11 protein-coding genes and 1 pseudogene are annotated in these 22,475 nt (G+C 47.5%); 4 read left to right on the top strand and 8 right to left on the bottom strand.

All coding sequences use genetic code 11. The annotated features are described in order from the left end of the window. Window positions 1-28: 28 nt before the first annotated feature. Together RB620_RS00630 and RB620_RS00625 are read right to left on the bottom strand one after the other, a co-directional pair. A complete protein-coding gene (locus tag RB620_RS00630; RefSeq protein ID WP_308091563.1) occupies window positions 29-1,576 on the bottom strand; it encodes a response regulator in 1,548 nt (515 codons plus the stop codon). 31 nt (window positions 1,577-1,607) lie between these two features. Further along, the gene (locus tag RB620_RS00625) at window positions 1,608-2,936 is read right to left on the bottom strand and encodes an ABC transporter substrate-binding protein (protein WP_308091562.1); all 1,329 of its coding nucleotides are present in this window, start codon (window positions 2,934-2,936) and stop codon (window positions 1,608-1,610) included. A gap of 231 nt (window positions 2,937-3,167) precedes the next feature. On the opposite strand from RB620_RS00625, the gene RB620_RS00620 reads away from it, so the two are divergent. Beyond that, window positions 3,168-4,976 (top strand): cache domain-containing sensor histidine kinase, encoded by a 1,809-nt coding sequence (locus tag RB620_RS00620; protein WP_308091561.1) that lies wholly within the window; start codon window positions 3,168-3,170, stop codon window positions 4,974-4,976. 9 nt (window positions 4,977-4,985) lie between these two features. Continuing rightward, window positions 4,986-5,780: a response regulator transcription factor gene (locus RB620_RS00615; protein ID WP_308091560.1), complete on the top strand. Its 795-nt coding sequence runs from the start codon at window positions 4,986-4,988 to the stop codon at window positions 5,778-5,780. Window positions 5,781-5,828: 48 nt separating this feature from the next. On the opposite strand, the gene RB620_RS00610 is transcribed toward RB620_RS00615, so the two are convergent. After that, window positions 5,829-7,484: a carboxylesterase/lipase family protein gene (locus RB620_RS00610; RefSeq protein ID WP_308091559.1), complete on the bottom strand. Its 1,656-nt coding sequence runs from the start codon at window positions 7,482-7,484 to the stop codon at window positions 5,829-5,831. A 152-nt stretch (window positions 7,485-7,636) separates the two neighbouring features. After that, window positions 7,637-9,067, bottom strand: a complete 1,431-nt coding sequence (locus RB620_RS00605) for a hypothetical protein (RefSeq protein ID WP_308091558.1) — start codon at window positions 9,065-9,067, stop codon at window positions 7,637-7,639. 381 nt (window positions 9,068-9,448) lie between these two features. Between RB620_RS00605 and RB620_RS00600 the strand changes: the two genes are divergently transcribed. Next, complete coding sequence (locus RB620_RS00600) at window positions 9,449-11,218, top strand: stalk domain-containing protein (RefSeq protein ID WP_308091557.1); 1,770 nt, start codon at window positions 9,449-9,451, stop codon at window positions 11,216-11,218. 54 nt (window positions 11,219-11,272) lie between these two features. Here RB620_RS00600 and RB620_RS00595 read toward each other — a convergent pair. Together RB620_RS00595 and RB620_RS00590 are read right to left on the bottom strand one after the other, a co-directional pair. Next, window positions 11,273-11,533 (bottom strand): annotated as a pseudogene (locus tag RB620_RS00595) (sigma factor-like helix-turn-helix DNA-binding protein); the annotation flags it as partial. Continuing rightward, on the bottom strand, window positions 11,481-12,221 hold the full coding sequence (locus tag RB620_RS00590) for an S-layer homology domain-containing protein (protein ID WP_308091556.1): 741 nt from the start codon (window positions 12,219-12,221) through the stop codon (window positions 11,481-11,483). The gene RB620_RS00590 and the pseudogene RB620_RS00595, both read right to left, overlap by 53 nt. 280 nt (window positions 12,222-12,501) lie before the next feature. Between RB620_RS00590 and glgP the strand changes: the two genes are divergently transcribed. Continuing rightward, window positions 12,502-14,694: an alpha-glucan family phosphorylase gene (glgP, locus tag RB620_RS00585; RefSeq protein WP_308091555.1), complete on the top strand. Its 2,193-nt coding sequence runs from the start codon at window positions 12,502-12,504 to the stop codon at window positions 14,692-14,694. Window positions 14,695-14,902: 208 nt separating this feature from the next. On the opposite strand, the gene RB620_RS00580 is transcribed toward glgP, so the two are convergent. Together RB620_RS00580 and RB620_RS00575 are read right to left on the bottom strand one after the other, a co-directional pair. After that, window positions 14,903-15,508 carry an ATPase gene (locus RB620_RS00580; protein ID WP_308091554.1) on the bottom strand — a complete coding sequence of 202 codons (606 nt, stop codon included), beginning with the start codon at window positions 15,506-15,508 and terminating at the stop codon, window positions 14,903-14,905. A gap of 434 nt (window positions 15,509-15,942) precedes the next feature. Further along, window positions 15,943-22,461: an S-layer homology domain-containing protein gene (locus RB620_RS00575; protein WP_308091553.1), complete on the bottom strand. Its 6,519-nt coding sequence runs from the start codon at window positions 22,459-22,461 to the stop codon at window positions 15,943-15,945. Window positions 22,462-22,475 lie beyond the last annotated feature (14 nt).

Raw genomic sequence — 22,475 nt, 5'->3', positions numbered from 1 at the left:
CCTTCCATTCGACAAATCGCTTTTTCATTCAGTCTCTGTTCCCTTGCAACAGTACTTTCCTATACTGCTTCGGAGACAGCTCGCACATTCTTTTGAACACCTTGCTGAAATAATTCGGATCATGATACCCCACCTCGAATGTAATTTCCTTAAAACTTTTCTCGGGATCGGCTATCAACTTCTTCGCCTTCTCGATGCGGCACTCCGTTAAGAAATCGATGTAGTTGATGCCGAGCTGCTCTTTAAACAGCTTGCTTACATAAGAAGGGCTTAATCCCACTTGAATGCAAATCGTTTCCAATGAAATATTCTCATGGGAGTGACCTTCTATATATTGTTTGATTTGATGGATCGTATCCGGCTCGAGTCGGTTGTAATAATTCATATACGCTTGCTTCATCCGATCCAGAATACGCCCGGTCTCTGCCCGCAGCTGTCGGTAATCCTGCGCTTGGAATGTATAGATCGGCGCCTCCCCTTCAACCCCCATATCGTTCAGCATCCGCGACGCGACCCATAGAAACTCCAGCATGCGCTGCTGCGTCAGCACCAAATTAACGTCATCTTGCTCATACATTCCAATAATCTCCACCAAATTCGCATGAACAGAGTCCCATTGCCCTAGCCGGATATGTTCGAGAAGCTGCTTCTCCCGTTGTTTTCCGCTTTGCAGGGTGAACTCGCTTGAATAGCCCTTTGGAACATCTTCGTAAAATCGGTTTCTAACGGCCAGCGACGTATCCATCGAAGCGACAAGCGACTCTTGGTAGGATTGCCGGATTTGCTGAAAGGAACTGCATACGTTGCCGATTCCGAGAAACCAACCTGCCCCGCGATCGGATTTTCCCACGGAGATCATTTCCCTTGCCAATGACAGCGCTTGCGTACGAAATGATCGATTTGCATCTCGGAATACAATAATCGGAATTTGTCGCCCGTTCATTGCTCCCACCCAACAACTTCCCCCCTGTCGTGCCTTCTCCTTTACTGCGGTATACAATGATTCGGACTCCGTTGGCAGAATGACGTTCATCGCGAACATCTCGTTGGCCGCTCGGATGTCCAGGAGACCCACCAGATCGTCCAGATGCACTTCGTGAACATGGTTGTACAGCAGCTGGGTAACGACGTCTGTCTCGACAAGCGGCATCGTCTTCTTTAGAGCTTTCTGCTGAAGTAAATGAATTTCAATCGATTTTTGATCTACCTCGATTTGCTCTAGCACTCTGCCAACCGTCTCTACAATTTCTCTTGCTTTGCTTGGTTTCAGCAAATAATCCTTAACTCCGAGTTTCAAGGCTTGTCTTGCATATTCGAATGTATCCAGTGCCGTAACCATGATATAACGGCAGTCCGGATGCTCCGCACTGATTCGCTCCACTGTTTCAAAACCGTTCATCCCGGGCATTTTTATATCCATTAAAATCAAATCCGGGCGAAACGACGAGGCCAGCTCCACCGCGATACTCCCGTTAGGGGCCTCTTCGATCACAAGATCCGGCAAACCATTCTTGAGCATCGCGCGTAATCCTTTCCGCTCGATCCGTTCATCATCCACGATAAGTATCTTGAACATCTGTTAAATCCCCCTCAACCGTGGCGAATTTTTATTCGGACATTTTTTCAAGATATTTTTCTAGTTCAGCATTTAGATAATCGCCAAACTGTTTAGGCGAGTAATCTTCACTAAGCAAATATTTCGAAAGCTCCGCAGCCAATATATCATTGGTAAAAGTACCTGCATCATAGTCCGGTCGTTTCTCATACTTCATCACATATATCATCAAAACAGCTATAGATTTCAAGTCTTCATCCTCGTACTTGATTCCTTTCACAACAGCCGCAGCAGAAGTTTCCTCCGACCACAATTTTTGAACCTCAGGGGAGGTCAATGTTTTTAGCACATCGACCGCCTCATCAGGATGTTTGGATCTGGCGCTTACGAAAAATCCGTCAAAACCGCCAGAAATATACACGTCTTTCGAAGCTACCGGTTTAGGAAAAGCAAAGAAACCAAGCTCGAAATCGCTTTTTGCAGACATCTCTTTCATAGCGGCTAACTCATTATTATTCATCATCTGCATAGCCGATTTTTTCGCGAAGAAGGCAGCCCGTGATTCTTCTCTAGACAAAGCAAATGGATTGGCACTTATAAAGCCTGAATTATACCAGTCGCGGATTTGGGCGCCTGCCGCTTCATATGGCATGTCGGTTACGCGACGATTGAGCACATCTGTGTCTAGAGCGCGTCCTTGTTGGATTAATTCGTTAACGGTAAAGTGCTCGAACAAGCTCTTAATCAAACCCCCGTTTGGTTTGCCGAATAGAGTCAGCGGCACTATGCCGCTTGCTTCAATTTCAGACATGAGACTTTCCATTTCTTCTAGTGATGCCGGTACCTTCCAGCCGTTAGCTTCAAATAAGGTTTTGTTGTATGCAACAATGCTGCTCGTACTTCCTTTGAACGGAATGCCATACACATGGCCATCCCTCTTCGCAGCTTCATAGACGCTTTGACTTATAAAGCTGTCTTTCCATGCTGGATCTGCTTCGAAATAAGGATCAAGATTCAAGGTTTCGCCTACCGCAACCATCTTATAAATCTGATGTGGCCACATAAAGGAAACATCATATACATCACCGGATGCCATTGATAGCTGCAAGGTAGGCGTCGCTTGATCATAAGATATTGTTGTTACTTCGATGTTCACATGAGGATACTTCTCTTTGTGTATGGCAAGGGTTTTATCCAGCGTTGCATGGTGTTCCGGCCAAATATTCAGTAATTTCAAGGTAATCTGCTTGGGAACATTGTCGTTCCTTTCAGACGAACCGGTAATGTTTCCAGAGCTTGAGGAGCAGCCAGTGATCGACAAAGCAAAAAGTAATATCAATCCCAACAACATCGCAATGAATATTTTCGCGTGCTTTTGCATTTGTTAACCTCCTTTTTCTGTAATCTATTTACACAGCCCGCTGTTATTAGTTTATTTTAACGGTGAAAACGCTTTAATTCTATGTGCTATATTTTGTGAGTTATGTGCATTATTTTTAGGTTGCATGAAATCCCCTTGTATTGACACTAACTTTTCTGCAATGATAAATTGAAAGCAAAATTAAGTGCTGCTTAGAGAATTCACGACATGAATCGAGAGTGAGGACTGAAAATGTTCAAGAAAGCGTTCCAAACGTTACAGTACGACAAGCTTATTTTTGGAGCTATATTGATCATTGTAATCCCGCTCTTATTGACGCAATTTCTCATTCAGAATCGCATCAATGAAAATTACCGGGCAGACCTGGTGAAAATGAATAATCAATTTGCTCATGAATTTCAAACGGAACTGGATAATATATTAACTGAAATGGTAGGATATTCCCTTAATTTGTATACGAATAAGCTATTCATTGAGGTACTGGAGAGCGTCCCGGATTACAACGATTATCTGTACATCAAGAATGAGTTGGATCTAAACAATAGTCTGCGTCAATTGCTACCTACAATCCCAACGCGAGGCATCTATCTATACTCAAACTATGGACTGGTCTATAGCTACAATTACAACACTGGCGCTCTAAATGCAGATGAAGTTCTTCCTGATGGTCCTTGGCTCAAATCCGTATGGCCTGATGGAATAGAATATCAATTTCTTGGATTACATGCGCCAAAGCAATTAATGGACGGTGTTCCCGTTATTTCCCTTGTGCGCAAAGTCACAAATCCAACTAGCCGCGAATCCATTGGATTGCTTATTGTCGACATTGAACCGTCCATGATCACAAACAGCTTCTTTAAAAATCGCGTAGAAACGAACAATACGATTCTTGTATTGGATGGGAATAAAAAGCCCGTACTTTCGACGAATCCTAATCTGACGACTGGACTGCTAAACAACATAGCTTTACAATCAGGAGGAGCAAAAGATAGTTATACTGTTGATTTTCATGAACAAACTTACCTTATCTCCTCATCCATCTCCAATGTAACTGGCTGGCAGGTCTTGTCCATTGCACCGCATAATTCTGTTGTCAAAAACGCCGATTGGGCAAGAAATTTATTCATTATAGTTACTCTTACTTCATTGGTCTGCGCTATACTTTTGTCTTATATTTTCTCCAAAATGATTATCCGTCCAATACTTACCTTAAACGTGTTAATGAAAAGAGTTGGAATGGGCGATTTTAGCGTTTCGATAGATAATAGAGGCATGACAAGAGAGATCAATTCACTTATTTTTGGATTTAATGCCATGCTGCAAAAAATTCGAGACTTGCTAAAAAACGAAATTCAAATCAACATCATAAAAAAGGAAGCCGAATTCAAAGCTTTACAGGCTCAGATAAATCCACATTTCCTTTACAACACTCTTGAAAACATTATAGCTATGGCCGAAATTGCTAAGGCTCCCCAAGAGATCGCCCAGACTTGCCGATCTTTATCGAACATGTTTCGCTATAATGTAGATGTTTCCAATTATTCCGTTCACTTGGAATATGAAATTGAGCATGTAAGAGACTATCTGTCCATCCAAAACTTAAGGTTGGATCAACCTATTGAGCTTCAGCTGAACATAGAAGAAGAGATCAAAAGCTGTATTATGCCTAAATTTATGCTCCAACCAATAGTAGAAAACTGCGTTCATCATGCTTTTTATGGCGCTGAAATTTCCACAAAACCAATCATCCGAATCGAAATTATACGAACGGGTGAAGATATTCGTATTTCCATCGCGGATAATGGATGTGGATTGCATAAAGATCGGGTCTATCAGCTTATCGCTAATATTGCGAATACGAATAGCACCTTTATCACGGGAACAAATCAAGAGAAAATCGAAAAATCCAGCATTGGACTAAGTAATATCCATTCGCGCTGTGTTCTGTTATATGGAGATGAGTACGGCATTAAAACGATCGAGAGTGAAGTAAATAACGGAACAAACATTAGCTTATCTCTTCCAATAAAATTCATTTGAGGTGTGCCTATGTATAGTGTGCTGATCGCGGATGACGAACCTCTAATCAGAAAAGCGCTGCGAGAAAAAATAAACTGGTCGGAGCATGGTTTTAACATCTCTTATGAAGCGAAGAACGGTCTGGAAGCTCTCGAATTGTTGAAAGTTTATAACCCGGATGTCTTACTTACCGATATGAAAATGCCATATATGGACGGCGTTAAACTACTGGATTCAATAAATTCGGCTGAAATTAAAACAAAGGTCATCGTGATCAGCGCCTATTCTTCTTTTAGTTACACGCATGCCGCTATCAAAAACAGCGCTTTTGATTACCTTTTAAAGCCGATTGCTCCTCAAAAATTAAGCGAAGTTATGTATCGCTTAAAAACTCATTTGGACGCTGAGCATTCTACTGTTCAAGAGATGCCGCAATACATCTCGCAAATGTTCTCGGAGATAAAGTTCAGTTCCGACATACAAGAGAGCAGCAAACAACAAACGCGCTCAAACATGAACGACATCATAATGTATGTGCAAACCCACTATTTCGAGGACATAACTTTACAAGAACTATCCAAAAAATTTTTTATGAATATGAGTTATTTAAGCCATTCCTTCAAGAAATATACGGGGGAATCCTTTGTTGAATATTTAACACGCATTCGTATGACCAAGGCGACAGAACTGCTCGAAACCACTAACCATAAAATTTCGGATATCGCTGTCATCATAGGATATAAAGAACTGCGTTACTTCTCCAAAGTTTTCAAGAAGCACATGGGAATGATTCCGGATCAGTATCGTAAATCAAAAAAAAAATAATAACTAAATTGAAGGGCGTGCTCCAAAAGAAGCACGCCCTTCATTATGTTATTTCAAAGCGTTCAGCAGCTCGCGATCGTGGTAATAGCCTACGTAGCTTTTAGCATCAAATATCATCGTTGCGCCGTTCTTCCGGGTCATAGCGGGCCAGTTTGGCATATCGCTGTGATTTGGATTTCCTTTGTAAGCAAAATTAACCCATGCTTTGCTCATCATTTTTTGCAGCTTATAGGCAGCCGGATCACCTCCGGACAGCGGTTCAACAAGAGAAAGATTGTTAAAGACTAACGGAATCTCGGCACAATGCCATGCAGTTAAGCCGCCTAACACGGGAAACTCATAATTTAACATGTAGTTGTATACCGGTGCGCCTTTCTGATCGGCTTTATTTAATGGGATTTCGGGCATTCTGGAACGTCCGGTATTCATAAAATAAAGGTCGGCAAGTTTCTTGTTCGGATACGTTTTCTTGAACGCATCTACAAGAGCTTGTGTCTTAGTGCCGAATTTTTGCGTAAGCTTTTGCATCGTATATTCCGTGGTCCACTCATTTTTATTAAACTCGAGGCCATTGGCTGCCGCAAATCCGTTACTTTCTTGTTCGCCAAAAACCGAGCCGATCATGAGCGGTATATTTTTAGACTGCTCTGGGAATTTTCCGTCCAGAGGCCAAGCCGGGAAGTAGTCGCCATCCACGACGGGTCCCCAGTTATAGTTAACGCCGCGTGCCTTGTTCACTTGTTGAATAGCTTTGTTTGCTGCCGTAAGTAACTGTTCATAATTGATCGTCTTCAATTGATCTAGCTGATTGGCTGTTAATCCAAGGTTTTGCAGCGTTACTGCAGCAACTTCACGGCTGACATCCGGAGGAGCAGCAACCCCGGAGCTTTGAATAATCGCTTTATGGAAAAGACCTTTTGCCGCAGGAACAGACATAAGTGTAGCCACTTTCGTTCCCCCGCCGGATTGACCGAAGATTGTAACATTATTCGGATCGCCGCCAAACTTCGCTATATTTTGTTTAACCCATTGTAGGGAGGCGACTAAGTCAGCTGTACCCAGGTTACCTGAATATTTATACTCATCACCATAGGCAGCAAGGTTCAAGTAGCCGAGCACATTTAAACGGTGGTTCAAACTGACAACAACTACGTCACCGCTCTCGCTTAGGTTTGCGCCATCATAAGAGACCTGTTCAATGGAGGAACCGTTGGAGTGACCTCCGCCATGAATCCAAACCATTACCGGTTTCTTGGCGTCACTTTTTGTACTTTGCGTCCATATGTTAATAAATTGACAAGTTTCGCTCTCGGGAAGATAACGGTGAGGGTTAATGAAATCGTCTCCTGGAACAGCGGTCATCGGGGCAATCGGACAACTCTCTCTATACCTATTGGCGTAATAATTGCCATTCCAAGGGTTAACCGGTTCAGGCAGCTCAAAACGCTTGGCTTGTGCATATGGAATGCCGAGGAAGGTATACGTACCGTCTTTCACGTAACCAACTAGTTTACCGGAGTTCACTTCCACCATTGGCTCCTTGTTTGTAGAGAACATCCCGTTTTTGATCTCCGCTTTGTCGCTTGATCCTTGACCGTTGCCTGTCTGGGCAGCCTGGACAATGTTGCCGAATGAACCGATCACGCCGCCAAAAGACAGTAGTAAAGCTAGGCCGATTAGTAAAAAAACGTTCTGCTTTTTCATTTCGATAACCTCCATTCAATTTTGTAAGCCCTTACAATTATTAATCATATACATTAAGGCACGCGCTAAAATTTCAATTGATAGGAATTTATTATTTAATTCTGTACTTTTTGGTTTAACATGACATCAACTTTCAAGTATCGACATCAATGCTATTTATTTGTTTTGTCAATTAGTTTGTTCGTTAAAATAGAGAGAGATGGCGAGACATAGCCCGGTTTAAAGCCCGCTGCCAATGCACGGAAGCCACCATGTTCGAGTGAATAATCATCTGGGATATATCGGTAGTCAACCCCATCGGATTGTGCGACCTTATTGACGACAATCATGTCTTTGATTGTAGAGTTCTCCTTGATATACAATCCATGTGCATTGAACAACTCTCCAGGGAAACCGGCATACGCGATGTCGCCTATTCGCAGCACTTGAATACCTAACTTAAAGCTTTTACCTTCGCTATAACTGTATTTGTCAAGCTTGCCGATGCTGTCTCCGTCTGTTGTTTCTACAGTAACAGAACGTCCTGGAACGGTTGTTGTTCCATATGCATATTTGATTGAAACATTAGAAGTAACATCCGTAATCGCATTAACGGCATTCATAACATCCCTGTAATGGATGCTTCCGAGATACGTAAGAAGATCCGCCCACCCTGTGTTCTTCAGCTCGAATCCGCCAGTTTCTGCGTTAGGATAATACATCTCTGTCATAAGGATTGGATTCTGATCGCCTGCTGCTCCGCTGGTCCACACCGCAACTGCACCGTCAAATTTCTTCTCGAGATTAGTAGATACAAAACCTGGCAAATCAGCGCTAATCGCGATGTTCCCATCGGCAATGGTATTGTTATGCATAACGACCGCATGCACAGGGTAGTTAATAATAAACGCGATAGGTTCTCCTTTCAGACTATCGAACCGTACTGCAGAAACGGTTTTTTCGGATATTCCCGAGCCGTTGTAACCAAGATAGTTATGTTTGATGATGTCGCCATCCTTGGTGACTTCTTCATAAGGGTTATTGCGGTTTACATTGACATAGCTTTCGGAATAACCAATGCCAACGGTAGCGGGCTGCATATTGGCCAGCGCTTCGTCAGCGGCCGCGAGCATTTGTCCCATTATTTTATCTGAAAAACGCTTCATTCTTTTACCATAGTCGGTGGATGTGTCGATTTCGGCGGGGACATTAACGGTTGCGTGCGCATGCGAAGCAGTGAAGAAAATTGCTTCCTTCGGCAACCCTGCATGCTTGGCCAGCGCAGGAAGAAACACTGTGGCGCCGGGAACGTTGCTTAAATCAAAGCTTACGAAAAGCGACTTGTTCGTTCCATCGGATAAAGCTATCACGCGGACATGAAGCGGATCCAGGTTACCGCCTAGAGTCGATGTCACATTACCTGCACTGGTACGCGTTAGAGGGAGGATTCCATTTTCCACAGTTGGAGTAATATCACGCAGACCTGCGCCAACAAGCAGCACTTTTTTAGGGGGATCATCTTTTGCATAAGCCCCCATCGTGTTTGATAGTAACAAGCACATCATCATTAGAGTGACTACAACCTTGAATCTTTTCAACTTCATTGTTCGATCGCTCCTTTTATTAATTTGGCTTGCAAATTCTCCTTCAAGCACGAGATGTCGACTTGGGCTTCGATAATATGATGGCTTGTGTACACCTCCCAACATTTGAAAGCCCTTACACAAAACTATTGCATACTTTCCTGACTCGATTCTATTTCCCATTTATGGTTTTTTTTAAAATTGCATGTAAATTTCCGCTTCCTCTTAACTAGAAGATTGCTTTATGGTTGGGCGGAATGTATAGTGACGATTCCACGTGAATAACAACAAATAAATACATCACATGAGAAAATAATTCATAAACCCATAATTGTGAGTTATCGGATAACATGAAATAATGAAAGCGTTCTCAATATTGGACACATTAAGGAGATGAAAAAAATGATTTTCCGTGGAGTTCTACGCTTGTATACGGCTTTGATTCTAACGGTTACAGTTGTTATGTCTCCGTTTGGAACGGTCGCGCAAGCAGCAACCGGCATTCCTGTTAACAGCGTTTCAGTGGAGGGCGAAGGACTTTCCCCGATCGTCACGCATACGGGGAAAGCGCCTACCGGCTATACAGTTACGTTCCGTTACTGGAACCCTGATGCTGAGCGGGTACAAATTAAAGGGGAATGGTTTTTCGCAAGACCGGGGGCCCTCACCCAGATCGCCGGGACCCCCGAGGCGCCTGTTGTCGAGACACAAGGCCTGCTGCCCGATGATTGGAAGCCTGGAGATATTCCCATCGCTTATCCGAACGCAACGGCAGCAAACTGGCCGGTCACCGACATGACGCAAGACAATGAAGGGGTATGGACCTACACTACGCCGCTGCCTTCGGGTACATTCACGTACAGCTTCTTTGTCGACTGTGCCACAGCGGACCAATCGGGCTGCACTCCGATTTCCGATCCGAGGAAAGCTCCTTGGAGTGATCAAAACGGTTCCCCGCTCGGCTCTATTCAAACGAGCAGTCAAGTCTTCGTCCCGTCAGACCCGAACTTTAATACGGTTGATTATTGGTGGCAGGGCCCCGCGGAACAACAAGGCACTCTCTCCCATCACACCTATAGCTCTCCAGGGCATGAAGCACCAGCCAACAAAAATTATTTCGTGCCTTATACGCCGCCAAATTATGATCCTGTCCGTCCAGAGCCATACCCCACTCTTTATTTAAGTCACGGTGGCGGGGGCAATGAGACCGATTGGACAACCCAAGGCGCTCTTGGCAACATTATGGATAACCTCATTGCCATCGGTGAGATCGAACCCATGCTCGTTGTGATGCCAAATGCTAGCGGATATCCTAGCTCGACGTTCTATGAGGCCTATGACCGAGATCTCATCGACAATATCATTCCATTCATCGAAGAGAACTACAATGTCTCAACGAAGCCCAAAGACCGAGCCTTTTCGGGTCTATCGATGGGGGGCATCATCACCAACTCGTTGATGCTCAAATACCCGGAGGAATTTGGGTATTTTGGAATGATGAGCGGCGGCCTGCCTCCGGAGTACGAGGTTCTAAGCAAGGAGCATACTGCCAGCCTGGCGGGTAAAGGCATTTTTGTCGGATCGGGTTGGCAAGATCCCATTCATGCCGTCGGCTTCCGAACTAACCATTTCGGACCGGCTAGACAAGTTAGCAGTCTAATCAATGCAGGTATTCCTGTAACACCTGTCTTCATTAACGGCGGCCATGAGTGGTACGTCTGGCGTATCCTGCTGAAGGACTTCCTGACTCGCGTCGCATTTCAGCCTCAACCTTATTCCTTAAACGACTTACGGGGGCAACATAATGTGGATCAATCAGCTGCTGCAATTACCGTGAAATTGAATGGAGAAGAACAACATTTTTCCCAACCTCCGGTTACTGTCGATGGATCTGTTCTGGTTCCTCTAAGAGACATCTTTGAAAGCGTAGATGCCGATGTTACATGGGAAGGATCTACGAAAACGGTCTTTGTCAACAAAGGTGAGAAAAACATTGAACTGCGCCTTAACCAACCTGTTGCATATGTAAATGGCAATGCTGTTGAATTGTCGCAGCCCGGCATGTTGATCAACGGAAAGACAATGGTTCCTTTGGACTTCATAGAAATAGCTCTTGATATTGAGATTAGTTGGAACAAGTCAGCCAAAACGATTGCCATTTCCACCAAATAAACGAATACAAAAAGAAGGACACAAACACCTTTCAATAGGTGCTTGTGTCCTTCTTTACTTCTTCACCTTATAAAACTCATGATACAGACTCATCAGCGCACGCTTCTCAATCCGGCTCACATAACTCCGTGAGATCCCCAATTCCTTCGCGATCTCCCACTGCGTCCGCTCATCCCCGCTATGCACCAGCCCGAAGCGGCCAATGACAACTTCCTTCTCGCGGTCATCTAATATGTCCAAATTCTTGTAAATCTTAAAAATCCTATTTTGTTCCTGGAATTTGCGGGCTTGTCGACCCAGGCGATCTTTTTGCGTTTGTTTCTGATTCCAGCTCTGGCTCAGGCGATGGCGCCGGATGCGCTTTAACGTATTCTAGCACATTGTAGATTTGTTCCGCTGCCTCAGCACGAGAGATTTCAGCCTTAGGATGGAAGTTCCCTTGTTCATCCAGTTTCACTACGTTATAAGCAAGCGCCCGTTGGATAGCTCCGAAGTATTCAACGGTTAGATCCGCGCTGTCGTTAATTTCGACGGGAACAACTTTAATCATAGGCAGACTGCTGTGCTTTTCAATCGTTCGAATAAGCTGTTGGGTAAACTCTTCGCGTGTCCATTTCTTGTTAGGATCCAGATCGGCAGGCAGTTCAACTCCATTAACGCTTGCTGTAATTAAGGCATTCGCATACCACGCATCATTGTTTGCATTTTTGAAATAATCCGTCGCCTTAGGTTCTACAAGGAATCTGACTAGATCTAGATTCAAATTCGCGGCATTCACGATAAGCTGGACACCTTGGGCGGATGTGATGGTGGCGTTCGGGGCAAATAAGCCGTCCGAAATACCATGGACAATGCCTTGTTCTTGCAAGGCAATAATTTTATCCTTTGCCGCGATATTCGCTAAATCCGAGAAAGGGTTGGCAGCAGCAAAACTTTGACCTGCAAAACATAATGAGAATGCGGTAACCGTGGAAAGAGTAATCATTTTGAATGTTGTTTTCATTTTTTTCACCTCATGAAGTTTTTGGTTTATGATTCTAGCCTTCTAATGTCGCCTTACCTTAGGAATACAATTGAAGAGCCTATTATTTTTCACACTGAAAAAAAATCTTTGATATTAATCCTCGCCCGTGATCTCGGTTGATGCCGCCTGCCGGGGTTGCCCATACCCATGGCTCCTGCTTGCCATAGGCACGTGTGCTGCAACCCGGCATATAGTATAGAGGCATCAAGTCAGGCGCTTACATGGCAAGCGCAATTTTTTGCGAAAATGAGGTGGGATAATGCCAAACGGTGGTGTAGCTTATTTCTCGGCAGAGTTCGGACTTGACGAATCCTTGCCGATTTACTCGGGCGGCCTTGGCGTATTAGCAGGCGATCATATCAAGGCGGCTGCAGACATGAATATTCCGCTTACGGGCGTAGGCCTATTTTATAGTAGAGGTTATTTTCAACAAAGCATCAACGAAGGCGGCTCGCAGCAGCATCTGTATCCCTATATCGACACGGAGGCGAGCATCTACCCTGTTCAGCTTGTGAGGGATGCCGAAGAACGGCCTCTCATCATTGAAGTGACGGTTGGCGGCAGGCAAGTGTATGCGAAAGCGTTGTCCGTGCAGGTGGGCTCGGTCACGCTGTACCTGCTCAATACCGACGTTGAATCGAATAGCGACGAGGACCGCCGTTTGACCGACACACTCTATCCGAGTGAACAAGATGTTCGTATAAGCCAGGAGATGATCCTCGGCATCGGCGGTGCAAGACTGCTTGCTTCGCTCGGCATCCAGCCGGAAGTCTGGCATATGAATGAAGGCCACTCAGCATTCCTGGCGCTCGAGCGTATCCGCATGCTGTCCGCCGAAGGCGTGCCATTCGAGACGGCACTCGAAACAGTTAAGGCGAGCACCGTCTTTACAACGCACACGCCGGTTCCGGCCGGGCACGACGTCTTCTCCATCGACATGATGGATCGATATTTCTGCGACTATTACTGGCAGCTCGGGACGGACAGGGAGCGGGTACTGTCGCTCGGCCGCTTGGACGGCATGTTCAACATGACGCGGCTTGCGGTCAGCACGTCGTCGAAGGTGAATGGGGTAAGCAAGCTGCACGGCGAGGTGACCCGCGACCTGTTCCACCGCTGGATGCCGCATATACCGAGACAGGATATTCCAGTGGATTCGGTCACGAACGGCGTCCATATCGACACGTGGCTGGCTGACGGTTTGAAGAATCTGTTCGACCGGCATCTCCCGTCCGACTGGGCCGTCCGCACGGAAGAACCGGACGTATGGGCTGCTGTTCGGGATATCCCAACCACCCAGCTGTGGGAGGAGCATCAACGGGCGAAATCCGAGATGGTCCGAGAGCTCAGCCTGCCGCTTGACTTGTCCGGTGAAGGGCCGTTGATCGTCGGTTTCGCCAGGCGGTTTGCGACTTATAAGCGGGCGTTGCTCATCTTCCGCGACCCAGAGAGGCTCGCGCATATACTGGGCGATCCACAGCGCCAGGTCTGCCTCGTTTTCGCCGGAAAGGCGCATCCCGCGGACGGACCGGGAAAGGAACTGATCCGAAGGATTGTGGAGATATCCCGGGAGGAAAGGTTCAAAGGCCGCGTTTACATCGTGGAGAACTATGCGATGGATAAGGCGAAAAAGCTGGTCCAAGGCGTTGACGTTTGGCTCAACACACCCGTGAAGCCAATGGAAGCGAGCGGTACAAGCGGGCAAAAGGCGGCCATGAACGGAGTGCTCAACTGCAGCGTACTAGACGGATGGTGGGTAGAAGGTTACAACGGGCGGAACGGCTGGGCCATCGAAGGCGCGACAGAAATCGAGCCCGATCAGCAAGAGCAGCAGGACAGCGAAACGCTTTACCGGCTGCTCGAAGAAGAGATTATTCCGTTGTTCTACAAGCGGGGGGAGCGCGCGGTCCCGACGGAATGGATCAACATGATGAAGGAATCGATCCACTCGCTTGCGCCCGTCTTTAACACCCGCAGAATGGTAAGCGATTACTGGCACAAAGTGTATGTCCCTGCTATCGTAAGGGGGAGGCGGTTCTTAGCGGACAATTTCGAGGTCGCATCAAGGGTGGCCGCCTACAAGCGATTCATCCGCGACCACTGGTCAGCCGTCCACGTCAGGAAAGTGGATATTCTGGCCGACCATAGCAGCAGGATCGGACTGAACAAGATCGCCTTCCGCGCCGAAATTGAGCTCGGCGCTATCTGGCACAAGGACGTTCGCGTGGAGGCGGTCGGCTCCGACGGCCGTCGCGGCATCTGGAAGGCGAAGCTGGATCCTGTACAGCAGCAGGCCAAGGGACTTTACGTATATGAGGGCGTTTCCCCCAACGTCTCGATCGACATCTGGAAGGCTAATGTGAACGTACGGGTCACGCCGATCAGCTCGGATTTCGCCAACGATTTCGAGATGGAGCTGGCCTCCTGGGGGGCAGTCCCTTGCATGTCTTAATCCTTTAATCTATATGACGCAAAAGAAACAGCCAGGGATTCGCCTAGCTGTTTCTTTCTTGTTATAACTCAGAGGTTCACTTCGGATCGTGCAAGGATACATCCATGCGGGTCTTCTTCAAGCTGCGAGATGCATAAGTATTTCGCTTTCGATACAACCATCCCGATGTAATAAAAATAAACCGATAGCAGTCAAAGACCTAATCGGTTTATTCCCGTTTATTATTTCTCAAACCAAGTTCCTGCGTGATGAGTTGCACCCACTCCGGTAATACATCTGCATAATGTTTTATTTGCGTCCAATCAGCCTCCACAACAATTTCTCCACCAGCACCACTGTTATCGATGACAATTAGATGATTAATAAGTTCCAAATGATCGAGCAAATTATTTATAGATGTTTGGTGTCGTCTTAGGATATCTTCAGTTTCAATATGATGACCCCCATTTCGAACCCGTGCAGCCACACGCTCAATGTTAAGACGAACATCCCCAAGACCTACATAGAACATAATAATCTCGAATCCATTTGCTTTAGCCTCACGCATTTGACGAATTACATTTCCACCAGCAAGCGTTGTTTCGACCGAAAAGTCTCGCTTATGATGAATGCATTCCCTTATAAGTTTAATGGCTTCTTTTCCAGCTGACACCTTACGTCGCTCGGGGTTTTCACGATCAATCCCGCGTGCTAAAGCATCTGGATCGATATTCACACTTACTCCGAGCCTATCCACAATAAGATTACGAATGGTACTTTTACCACTGCCGTTATTACCTGCAAAAACAAACATTGTAGCCAATGATTCAATCATGATGAAGATCCTGTTCGTTCATTCGAACGACTTCTCCGTTACTGTATTCTTTTAGAAATGCACCATCCCTCGTTTTATAAACGATGTACGTATCATTTGCTTTTGCGTCTAATTTTGCTCGGTCGCCTGTTAGTTTAATAAATTTGCCTAAGTCTTGTATACGATTCATTTCACTCGCAGCCCCCAATGCTAAGCATATACTCGAAGTATAACATAGACACAAGAATACATGCAGATCGAAAAAGCCGGCATCGCCGGCTTTTGCATTTAAGCTATTGATTACTTTTTCTCCTTATAAAACTCATGATAATGCTTCATCAATTGCCGCTTCTCGACAGCCCGCTCGCGTCGGGCAGTATCCAATCGAGGATGAGCAAGGCACAATACAGAAGCATGCGCCTCTGTATTGTGCCTGTTAAGCTTAAACCTGTAAATTAGCCCAGATCAAGTACGCGCAAGATGATTACGAGTGCTTCCGCTCGTGTTGCTGCGTCATTTGGAGCAAAGTTGTTGTTACTGCGACCTGTAACAAGACCTAGCTCACGCAACGCTTCGGCTGCTGCTTTGCCCCATGCCGGAATCGCAGAATCATCGGTGAAGCCTGTTTGCTCGACTGACGAGCTAGTCAGCTCTAACACCCTCGCCAATATGACGATCATTTCCGTACGGGTAATTTCTTGATCCGGACGGAAGCTGCCATCGGCATAGCCGGTAATCACGCCGCGCTTAACGGCTAGCGCAATTGCATCCTTCGCCCATGCACCGATTTCGTCATTGTCCGTGAATGCCAGTTCACCTTGCTCATCTTGTTCATCTTGTTCATCTTGCCACTTGAAGGCATTTGCCAACATCATCATAAATTGCGCGCGGGTTGTTGGCTCAGCAGGCTTGAATGTGCTATCCGAGAATCCTTGTACGATGCCTAGCGCTGCGGCACGCTTAATCGCGGATGCTGCCCAGTGCGTTTCTGGAACATCGATAAACTCGACTTGCGGCTGTTCCGGCTCCACTGGTTGCTCTGGCTCGCTTGGCTCTTCAGGATCTACAGGTTTCACAGGCTGCTCTGGCTCCGGTCGCGGTTCCACTGGCGGAACATACGACGATCTTGTTGTTACTGTAACAGTCGGACCATTATCGCTCCAATTGTCAGCTGCGTCACCTGCTTCCAGCTTAAAGGTGTAGGTCGTGCTTGGCTGCAAACCGTTTATCACGGTGCTCGTCGCATTTCCACCAACGACATTGTGAGTTTTTACTACTGTTCCTTCTATCCATGTCACCTTGTATGCTTTAACACCTACATGATCCGTAACCTCATTCGCACTCCATGTTAAAGTGACGCTTGTCGTACCCGCATGTGCAGTCACTGTGCTGCCTGCAACCCATGTTGGCGCTTCTGTGTCCTCAGATGGATCTGGCACGACAACCTCGATAGCGGAGCTTGGATTCTCGGTGTCTGTCTCTGCGTACCTTATTTCATAGCTGCCTGCTTCAAGGTTTTCGATACTCGTGCCGCTGACCGGAGTATAGGCGCCGCCATCCACCTTCCGGTATTCCATGTCGGCAGTCACATTTTCGATCTTCCCATCGTTTCCGCCTCTCGTGGTAGGCGGCGTGACGACCAGATTATCCGCATTTGGCGCTTCTCTGTTTGCCTTGGCTTCATTGCGAATCTCCACGGTAACCGGCTGACTTGCATTCAACTCGTCTGTCGCCGCGTACCGAATTTGATAGCTGCCAGGCTCCAGATTCTCAATACTTGCGCCGATGACAGGCGTATAGTTCTCATCGCCCAGCTTTCGGGATTCCATAGCGCCGTTAACGCCTTCGATCTTGCCCATGGTACCGGTATCCGTATTGGCGTGAGTGATCGTCCATCCGCTTGTATCCGGTGCCGCCTGTTCCTGTTTGGCAACCGGCTGAGTCGCTTCCCATTCCCATAAGCCAACGCCAACCCCGCTTCCCGCCGACTGCTTTGTCATGGTAACGCGCAGCGCTTTCACTCTCAGCGTCGTGCCGAATTCGAATAGATTGGATGAGTCTACGGGAGTGTGATTCACCAACGTGATGCCTTCGGTGATGGTTCCCGCCGTCACCCATTCATTGGTAGCGCTATCCATAGGAATGTAAGAATACTCGTACTTTGTAGGTGCTAATATGCCGCCTGCATCCGACCACAGCACCAAATTGGAGCTTTCGATCGTGGCGCCCTGCGGCCATTCGTATTGCACCCATTCCGCCGGTCCTGCATTGCCCCAAGTACCCCAATGCGGGATATTGCTTTCTGTTTTTCTGCCGTCATTAACGGCGGCTAGACGCTCCCATGGAGAAGTGTAACTGGCGGAGACGCGGGCTGAGAACGCCATATTGTTATCGCGCGGACTAAGCAGCTTCAGATCGGTTAGCAGCTTTTCAAGCGCCTGGGCTACTTCTTCTTCCGTAGCATCCCTATTTTGAATGACGGCGGACGCGTTTGCCTTTGCTGCGGCAATTGGCGCAAGACCTTCACCGATAAAGTTCGAAGCATTCAATGCATTGACGTAATTATAAATGCCAACGAGCTCCGACTTGTCTACCGTCCCGGAATATCCGTATACCTTCCATTCCAGAATACCGGTTCCGTTAGCGGTTGGTCTCATGTCGATACGGACGCCTGTAATATACGCAGGCTCAAAGGTGGTTCTGTTGTACCTGTCCAGTTCATTCCCAAGCCCGTTTAGCGCTCTTGGCGTATACCAGGTTCCATTCTCGTCGCGAAGCCCCAGCTGCATATCCTTGGGACGGAAGTTCCCTCCGCCGTCTTGGAAGACATAGACGTCCATCGAAGAGGCAAGGAACGGCTGATCCCATTCATACGTCACCCATGACGGATCTCCTTCTCTTCCCCAGTTGTGCCATGCGCTGTTCGGAGCCGTGCGGGAAGGCGAGAAATCTCTTGAGCTTCTCGGTTCAACGCCGTTATTCATCGCTTCGGGATAGCCGTCGCCGCCGGAGAAGCTGGCAGAAGGTTTTGCCGTCAGCGCAACGTTCTGAAGCTGCACATTCACGACGTATACCGTGGCGCGCACTTCCAAATCGCTGTCTTTGACTTTACCGCGCGCTTCGAAGCTGCCGATTGTCGCATAGCTGCCGGGATCGATCTCTTCCCACTCAATCTCGCTCTCCCTAAATCCGTCAGGGAACAGTATGTTCATCTGTCCTTGAAGTGTCGGAGCCGTATCCTTTTGCGTTACGACGCTGATCCCTCGGTAGGCATCATCGGCATCTGCTTCAATCACGATCGTTACATCCTGGCTAGCCGCCTTGCCTTCGTCGGCGGCAGTGAACGTAAACACGTAGGTACCCGCCTTGCTTACGCGCGCATAGGCGGTTGCTTTGTCGCCATCGACAAAAGCGATATCGCCTGCACCATCCGGCTTTTGCTTGACGGTCCATTCGTACGTCATGGCGGGCTCGAACTCCGCGCTGTGTACAGGGTCTGGGATCGCCGTACCGGATAAGATCACGATGCTTTCATTCGTAACGTCTTGAACGGCAGTCGCTTCGCTAATCTGCGGAGCTTGTTTTTCCGGCGGAGCGGAGAGCTGGAAGGTCAGTTCGTCAGAAGCGCTCTCTTGTCCGTCATCGGCGGTGAGCCTGACCGTATAGGAGCCTTCTCTTGTACCGACAGCCCGCGTGATGCTTGCCTGAGGATTGACAAAGCTCAGCTTGCCGCCTTCCGGAGTGCTAACGACTTCCCACTCGTAAGTCAGAGTGCCGTCCGGTGCGCCGTCGTCGCTCACAATACCGTTCAGCATAAACGGAATGAGCGCCTGCGGGTCTGGCGTCGCCGTCTCTGCCGTAATCTGCGGAGCTTGATTTTCACCTACGTTCAACTTTTCAATGGTCAATTGGGCCGTCGCCTCGCTGCTCATTTGGAACATAGCAACGCCTCTATTATTCCGTACATAGAACTGACCGGCAGCTTCATTATTCAGCTTGATGGTATAATAGCCATTTTCCAATCCTGCTCCGTCAATCGTAATTTTTGAAGCATGCTCTTTTTTATCCAGATTCGAGAGCGTCAATTGAAACAGCTTGCCGTCTTTTTGAATCTCGGCGTTTTCTATTTTTTCGTTTTGCGAGACCAGGTAGATTTGCTCATCGATCAGGTTGATACGCTTGCCAAAACCGTCCTTCGGAGTAATCTCGTAACTGCTGCCTTGGTCCGTAACCAACGCTCCATACCCGAATAGCCCAAACACCGGATCGGTCACAATATCGGAGCTGATACTCAGCAGGGAACCGTAGATACCCTCGTCCGCTTCGCCGGAAAAATCATTCCAGCCGTTGTTCATGACGCGAGTACCGCCATCGAACACGTTTTTGGTACCGGTTCCTCCCTTATACATGGAATATCTCCAGGAGGTGCTGCCTACAGACTGTGCTGAAATCTGTCCCATGTTGATGGCGTTAAAATTCGAAATCTTCGCCGCATAGTTGCGCTGCTGCGCGACGGCGGTCTGAGCGGCGGTTCTGCCGTCATCCTGATAGCGGAGCCAGTCATCCATAATATATCCCGCCAAGGAGGCTGTATATTGGAAGTTCCACCAGCCCTCGCCGCCGCGAAATACCGGTACGGAATAATGGTACCAGGTAGGCTGGATGCCGCGCATGGCTCGAGTTTTCCAGTCGGCCATTTCCATGCTTTTCTCGGCTGCGGCTGTCTGCGCGTTCTCAGGATAGTAGGCGCGCAGCGCCTTGGCTGCCGCATAGGCTCCTTCTTCGCCGGTATTGTCATATTCAAATTCCGAGCCGTAAGGATAAGCGGCGAATGTCATGTTCCGCCCTTTGTCCAGGGCGAACTTTCTCTTCAGATTTTCATACTCCGTCTGCATGCCCTCTTCTTTCAGCGCCTCGATCATATCCGGGATCTGCTGTTCGCCATAGAAGCCGATTGCTCCGCTGGAGATACGGTTATAGTAGATGCCATAAGCCTTCTCCAGATAGTACTGCGGCGATTCGCGATACTCGATCAGATGGGGATACGCCTTTTGGATCCGATACATGTTGAAGAACCCGGTAGCTGCCATGATTTCGGAAAACGCTCGCGTATAGGGCTTATCTTTGTCCGTGAACGCCCCCGAATCTCTGAGCCAGTTCGCAACCGTAAAGCTGTCCTGCGTATGCTTCATAAATCGTTCCCACATAAAATCGATCAGGTACCGTTCAATGGATTGAATCTCATCGGGGTTTGGATCCAAATAGTTTTTCATCGTGATGGAGTTGATATTATCATGACCCCAGTCATCTCCCCAGTGGCTTATATCTCGGTCGAGACCGCCTGTAAGATACCAGTCAAAGTAGTTGCCGTAGGTTGGACTTAGCGGGTCCTTATCCTGAGTTTCCTCTACCATAAATTCGGTGTGGGTTCTCATCGTCTCGTCAAGCTCGGCCATTACGTTGAATTCATACTGAGTAAATTTATTCACCCATTCATTTCCGACCTTCAGCTCATAGTCCACGCGAACGCTGTTATTGCCCAGATTGCCAAACTGGAGCGAATAGATGTGGTGTTGTTCACCGTCTACAAGCTTGGTCTCCAGGAACTGATAGGATTCGGTATATCCCGGATTCCCGTCAGGAAGTCCGCGTCCGGTACGAGAGTTGTTAACCATCTGACTTCGCTGACTGCCGGGCTTGATGTTCGGGATATGCGCTTCATCGAAAGGGTCATTCTCGTCAACGGACCTAATATCGATCGACGTTACTCTAATTTTGCTGTCATCATAGTGTAGAGCCAGCTTGGCCGGCATATTGATCGCAGTCTGGAAGCCGGGGAGCGCTACAGCGTCGATCATGCCGGATCGGTACAGGATGGAGCGAAGGTTTTTCTCTCGCTCCTCCATAGAATTGGAGGCATTATTAGGACTTTGGGCATTATCCTGCGGATCGTTGTCGCCAGCGCGTACCGCCGAAAATTTAAACTGATAGGTTTTTTCCTCATCCGGTCCAAGAACAAGGCTGGAAGCATCGGTAAAATATCCGCGTCCGGTTTTTTGGATATCCTTGGAGTGGATATAGAGCACATTCAGTCCCGGGAACCAGCCACCGCTGTCGCCGGTCCAGTTCGTGAAGGTCCCCCCGGCACGCTGCTCGCCCGCTTCTTGCATCCAGTAATCCACGTATTCGATGCGCGCGCCGCTTTCCGGCACTGAGGTAAACAACATGAAATTCCCTTCTCCGCTGGTACGGATGGCATAGGAATACCCGCTGTCGGCGCCGGCAAAGTTATGCACGGTAAGACGGTTGTCATACGTATCCGATACGGAACGGTATTTATTATTCCAAGGCATCGGCAAGCCGATATCGCCGAATTCAATGTATTTGCCGCTTTTGTTTTTCAAGGTGATTTCCCATAACATGGAACCGTCTTCGGTATCCATATCGAACACGGACTTCACGTCAAACCCTTTCATCGCCCGCTGTACCGAGGAGTCCAGGTTCTGGCCGATAAAGTTAACCTCCACTTTCTTGCCGTCCGCTGCAGCCGTTTTCTCGAAATAGGGGTTGGCAGGATTGATATTGGAATAGGTAGTTGAACCGCCTGCCGCAAGCGTTTTGTTCGTATCGACTTCTACAAAGCCGTCCCTGTTGTCAGGGAATTGTTCATTGTCGCCGGTACGGTAAGAAAAGATCATCTCGCCCATCCATTGATGCTGGACATTGTTCTGCGGCGATGTATCGTTAGGCAAAACAAAATTGATAGGATCGCCATTTCTGTTTGCAGGGTTATTATTGATATACAGCTCTTCAATCTGTCCCAAATCGCCAACCTTGGCGGAAAGACTGGCATTGGAAATATCATTCGCTGCCGCAGATAACGAGGATATCGCGCCTATCTTAAGCGGCAGAATCTGAAATATCAACAGCAACGCGATCGTGAGCGACATCAGTCTTATTGTAATCGTTTTCATAATAACCTCCCGTT

Source organism: Paenibacillus sp. LHD-117 (genome assembly GCF_030929555.1).
Classification (GTDB): domain Bacteria; phylum Bacillota; class Bacilli; order Paenibacillales; family Paenibacillaceae; genus Pristimantibacillus.
This window is presented reverse-complemented; position numbering and strand designations above follow the sequence as displayed.

Bases quoted from the DNA above. Each gene is read 5' to 3' on its own strand.
- RB620_RS00630 (WP_308091563.1), bottom strand. From the start codon at position 1,576: ATGTTCAAGATACTTATCGTGGATGATGAACGGATCGAGCGGAAAGGA.
- RB620_RS00625 (WP_308091562.1), bottom strand. From the start codon at position 2,936: ATGCAAAAGCACGCGAAAATATTCATTGCGATGTTGTTGGGATTGATA.
- RB620_RS00620 (WP_308091561.1), top strand. From the start codon at position 3,168: ATGTTCAAGAAAGCGTTCCAAACGTTACAGTACGACAAGCTTATTTTT.
- RB620_RS00615 (WP_308091560.1), top strand. From the start codon at position 4,986: ATGTATAGTGTGCTGATCGCGGATGACGAACCTCTAATCAGAAAAGCG.
- RB620_RS00610 (WP_308091559.1), bottom strand. From the start codon at position 7,484: ATGAAAAAGCAGAACGTTTTTTTACTAATCGGCCTAGCTTTACTACTG.
- RB620_RS00605 (WP_308091558.1), bottom strand. From the start codon at position 9,067: ATGAAGTTGAAAAGATTCAAGGTTGTAGTCACTCTAATGATGATGTGC.
- RB620_RS00600 (WP_308091557.1), top strand. From the start codon at position 9,449: ATGATTTTCCGTGGAGTTCTACGCTTGTATACGGCTTTGATTCTAACG.
- RB620_RS00590 (WP_308091556.1), bottom strand. From the start codon at position 12,221: ATGAAAACAACATTCAAAATGATTACTCTTTCCACGGTTACCGCATTC.
- glgP (WP_308091555.1), top strand. From the start codon at position 12,502: ATGCCAAACGGTGGTGTAGCTTATTTCTCGGCAGAGTTCGGACTTGAC.
- RB620_RS00580 (WP_308091554.1), bottom strand. From the start codon at position 15,508: ATGATTGAATCATTGGCTACAATGTTTGTTTTTGCAGGTAATAACGGC.
- RB620_RS00575 (WP_308091553.1), bottom strand. From the start codon at position 22,461: ATGAAAACGATTACAATAAGACTGATGTCGCTCACGATCGCGTTGCTG.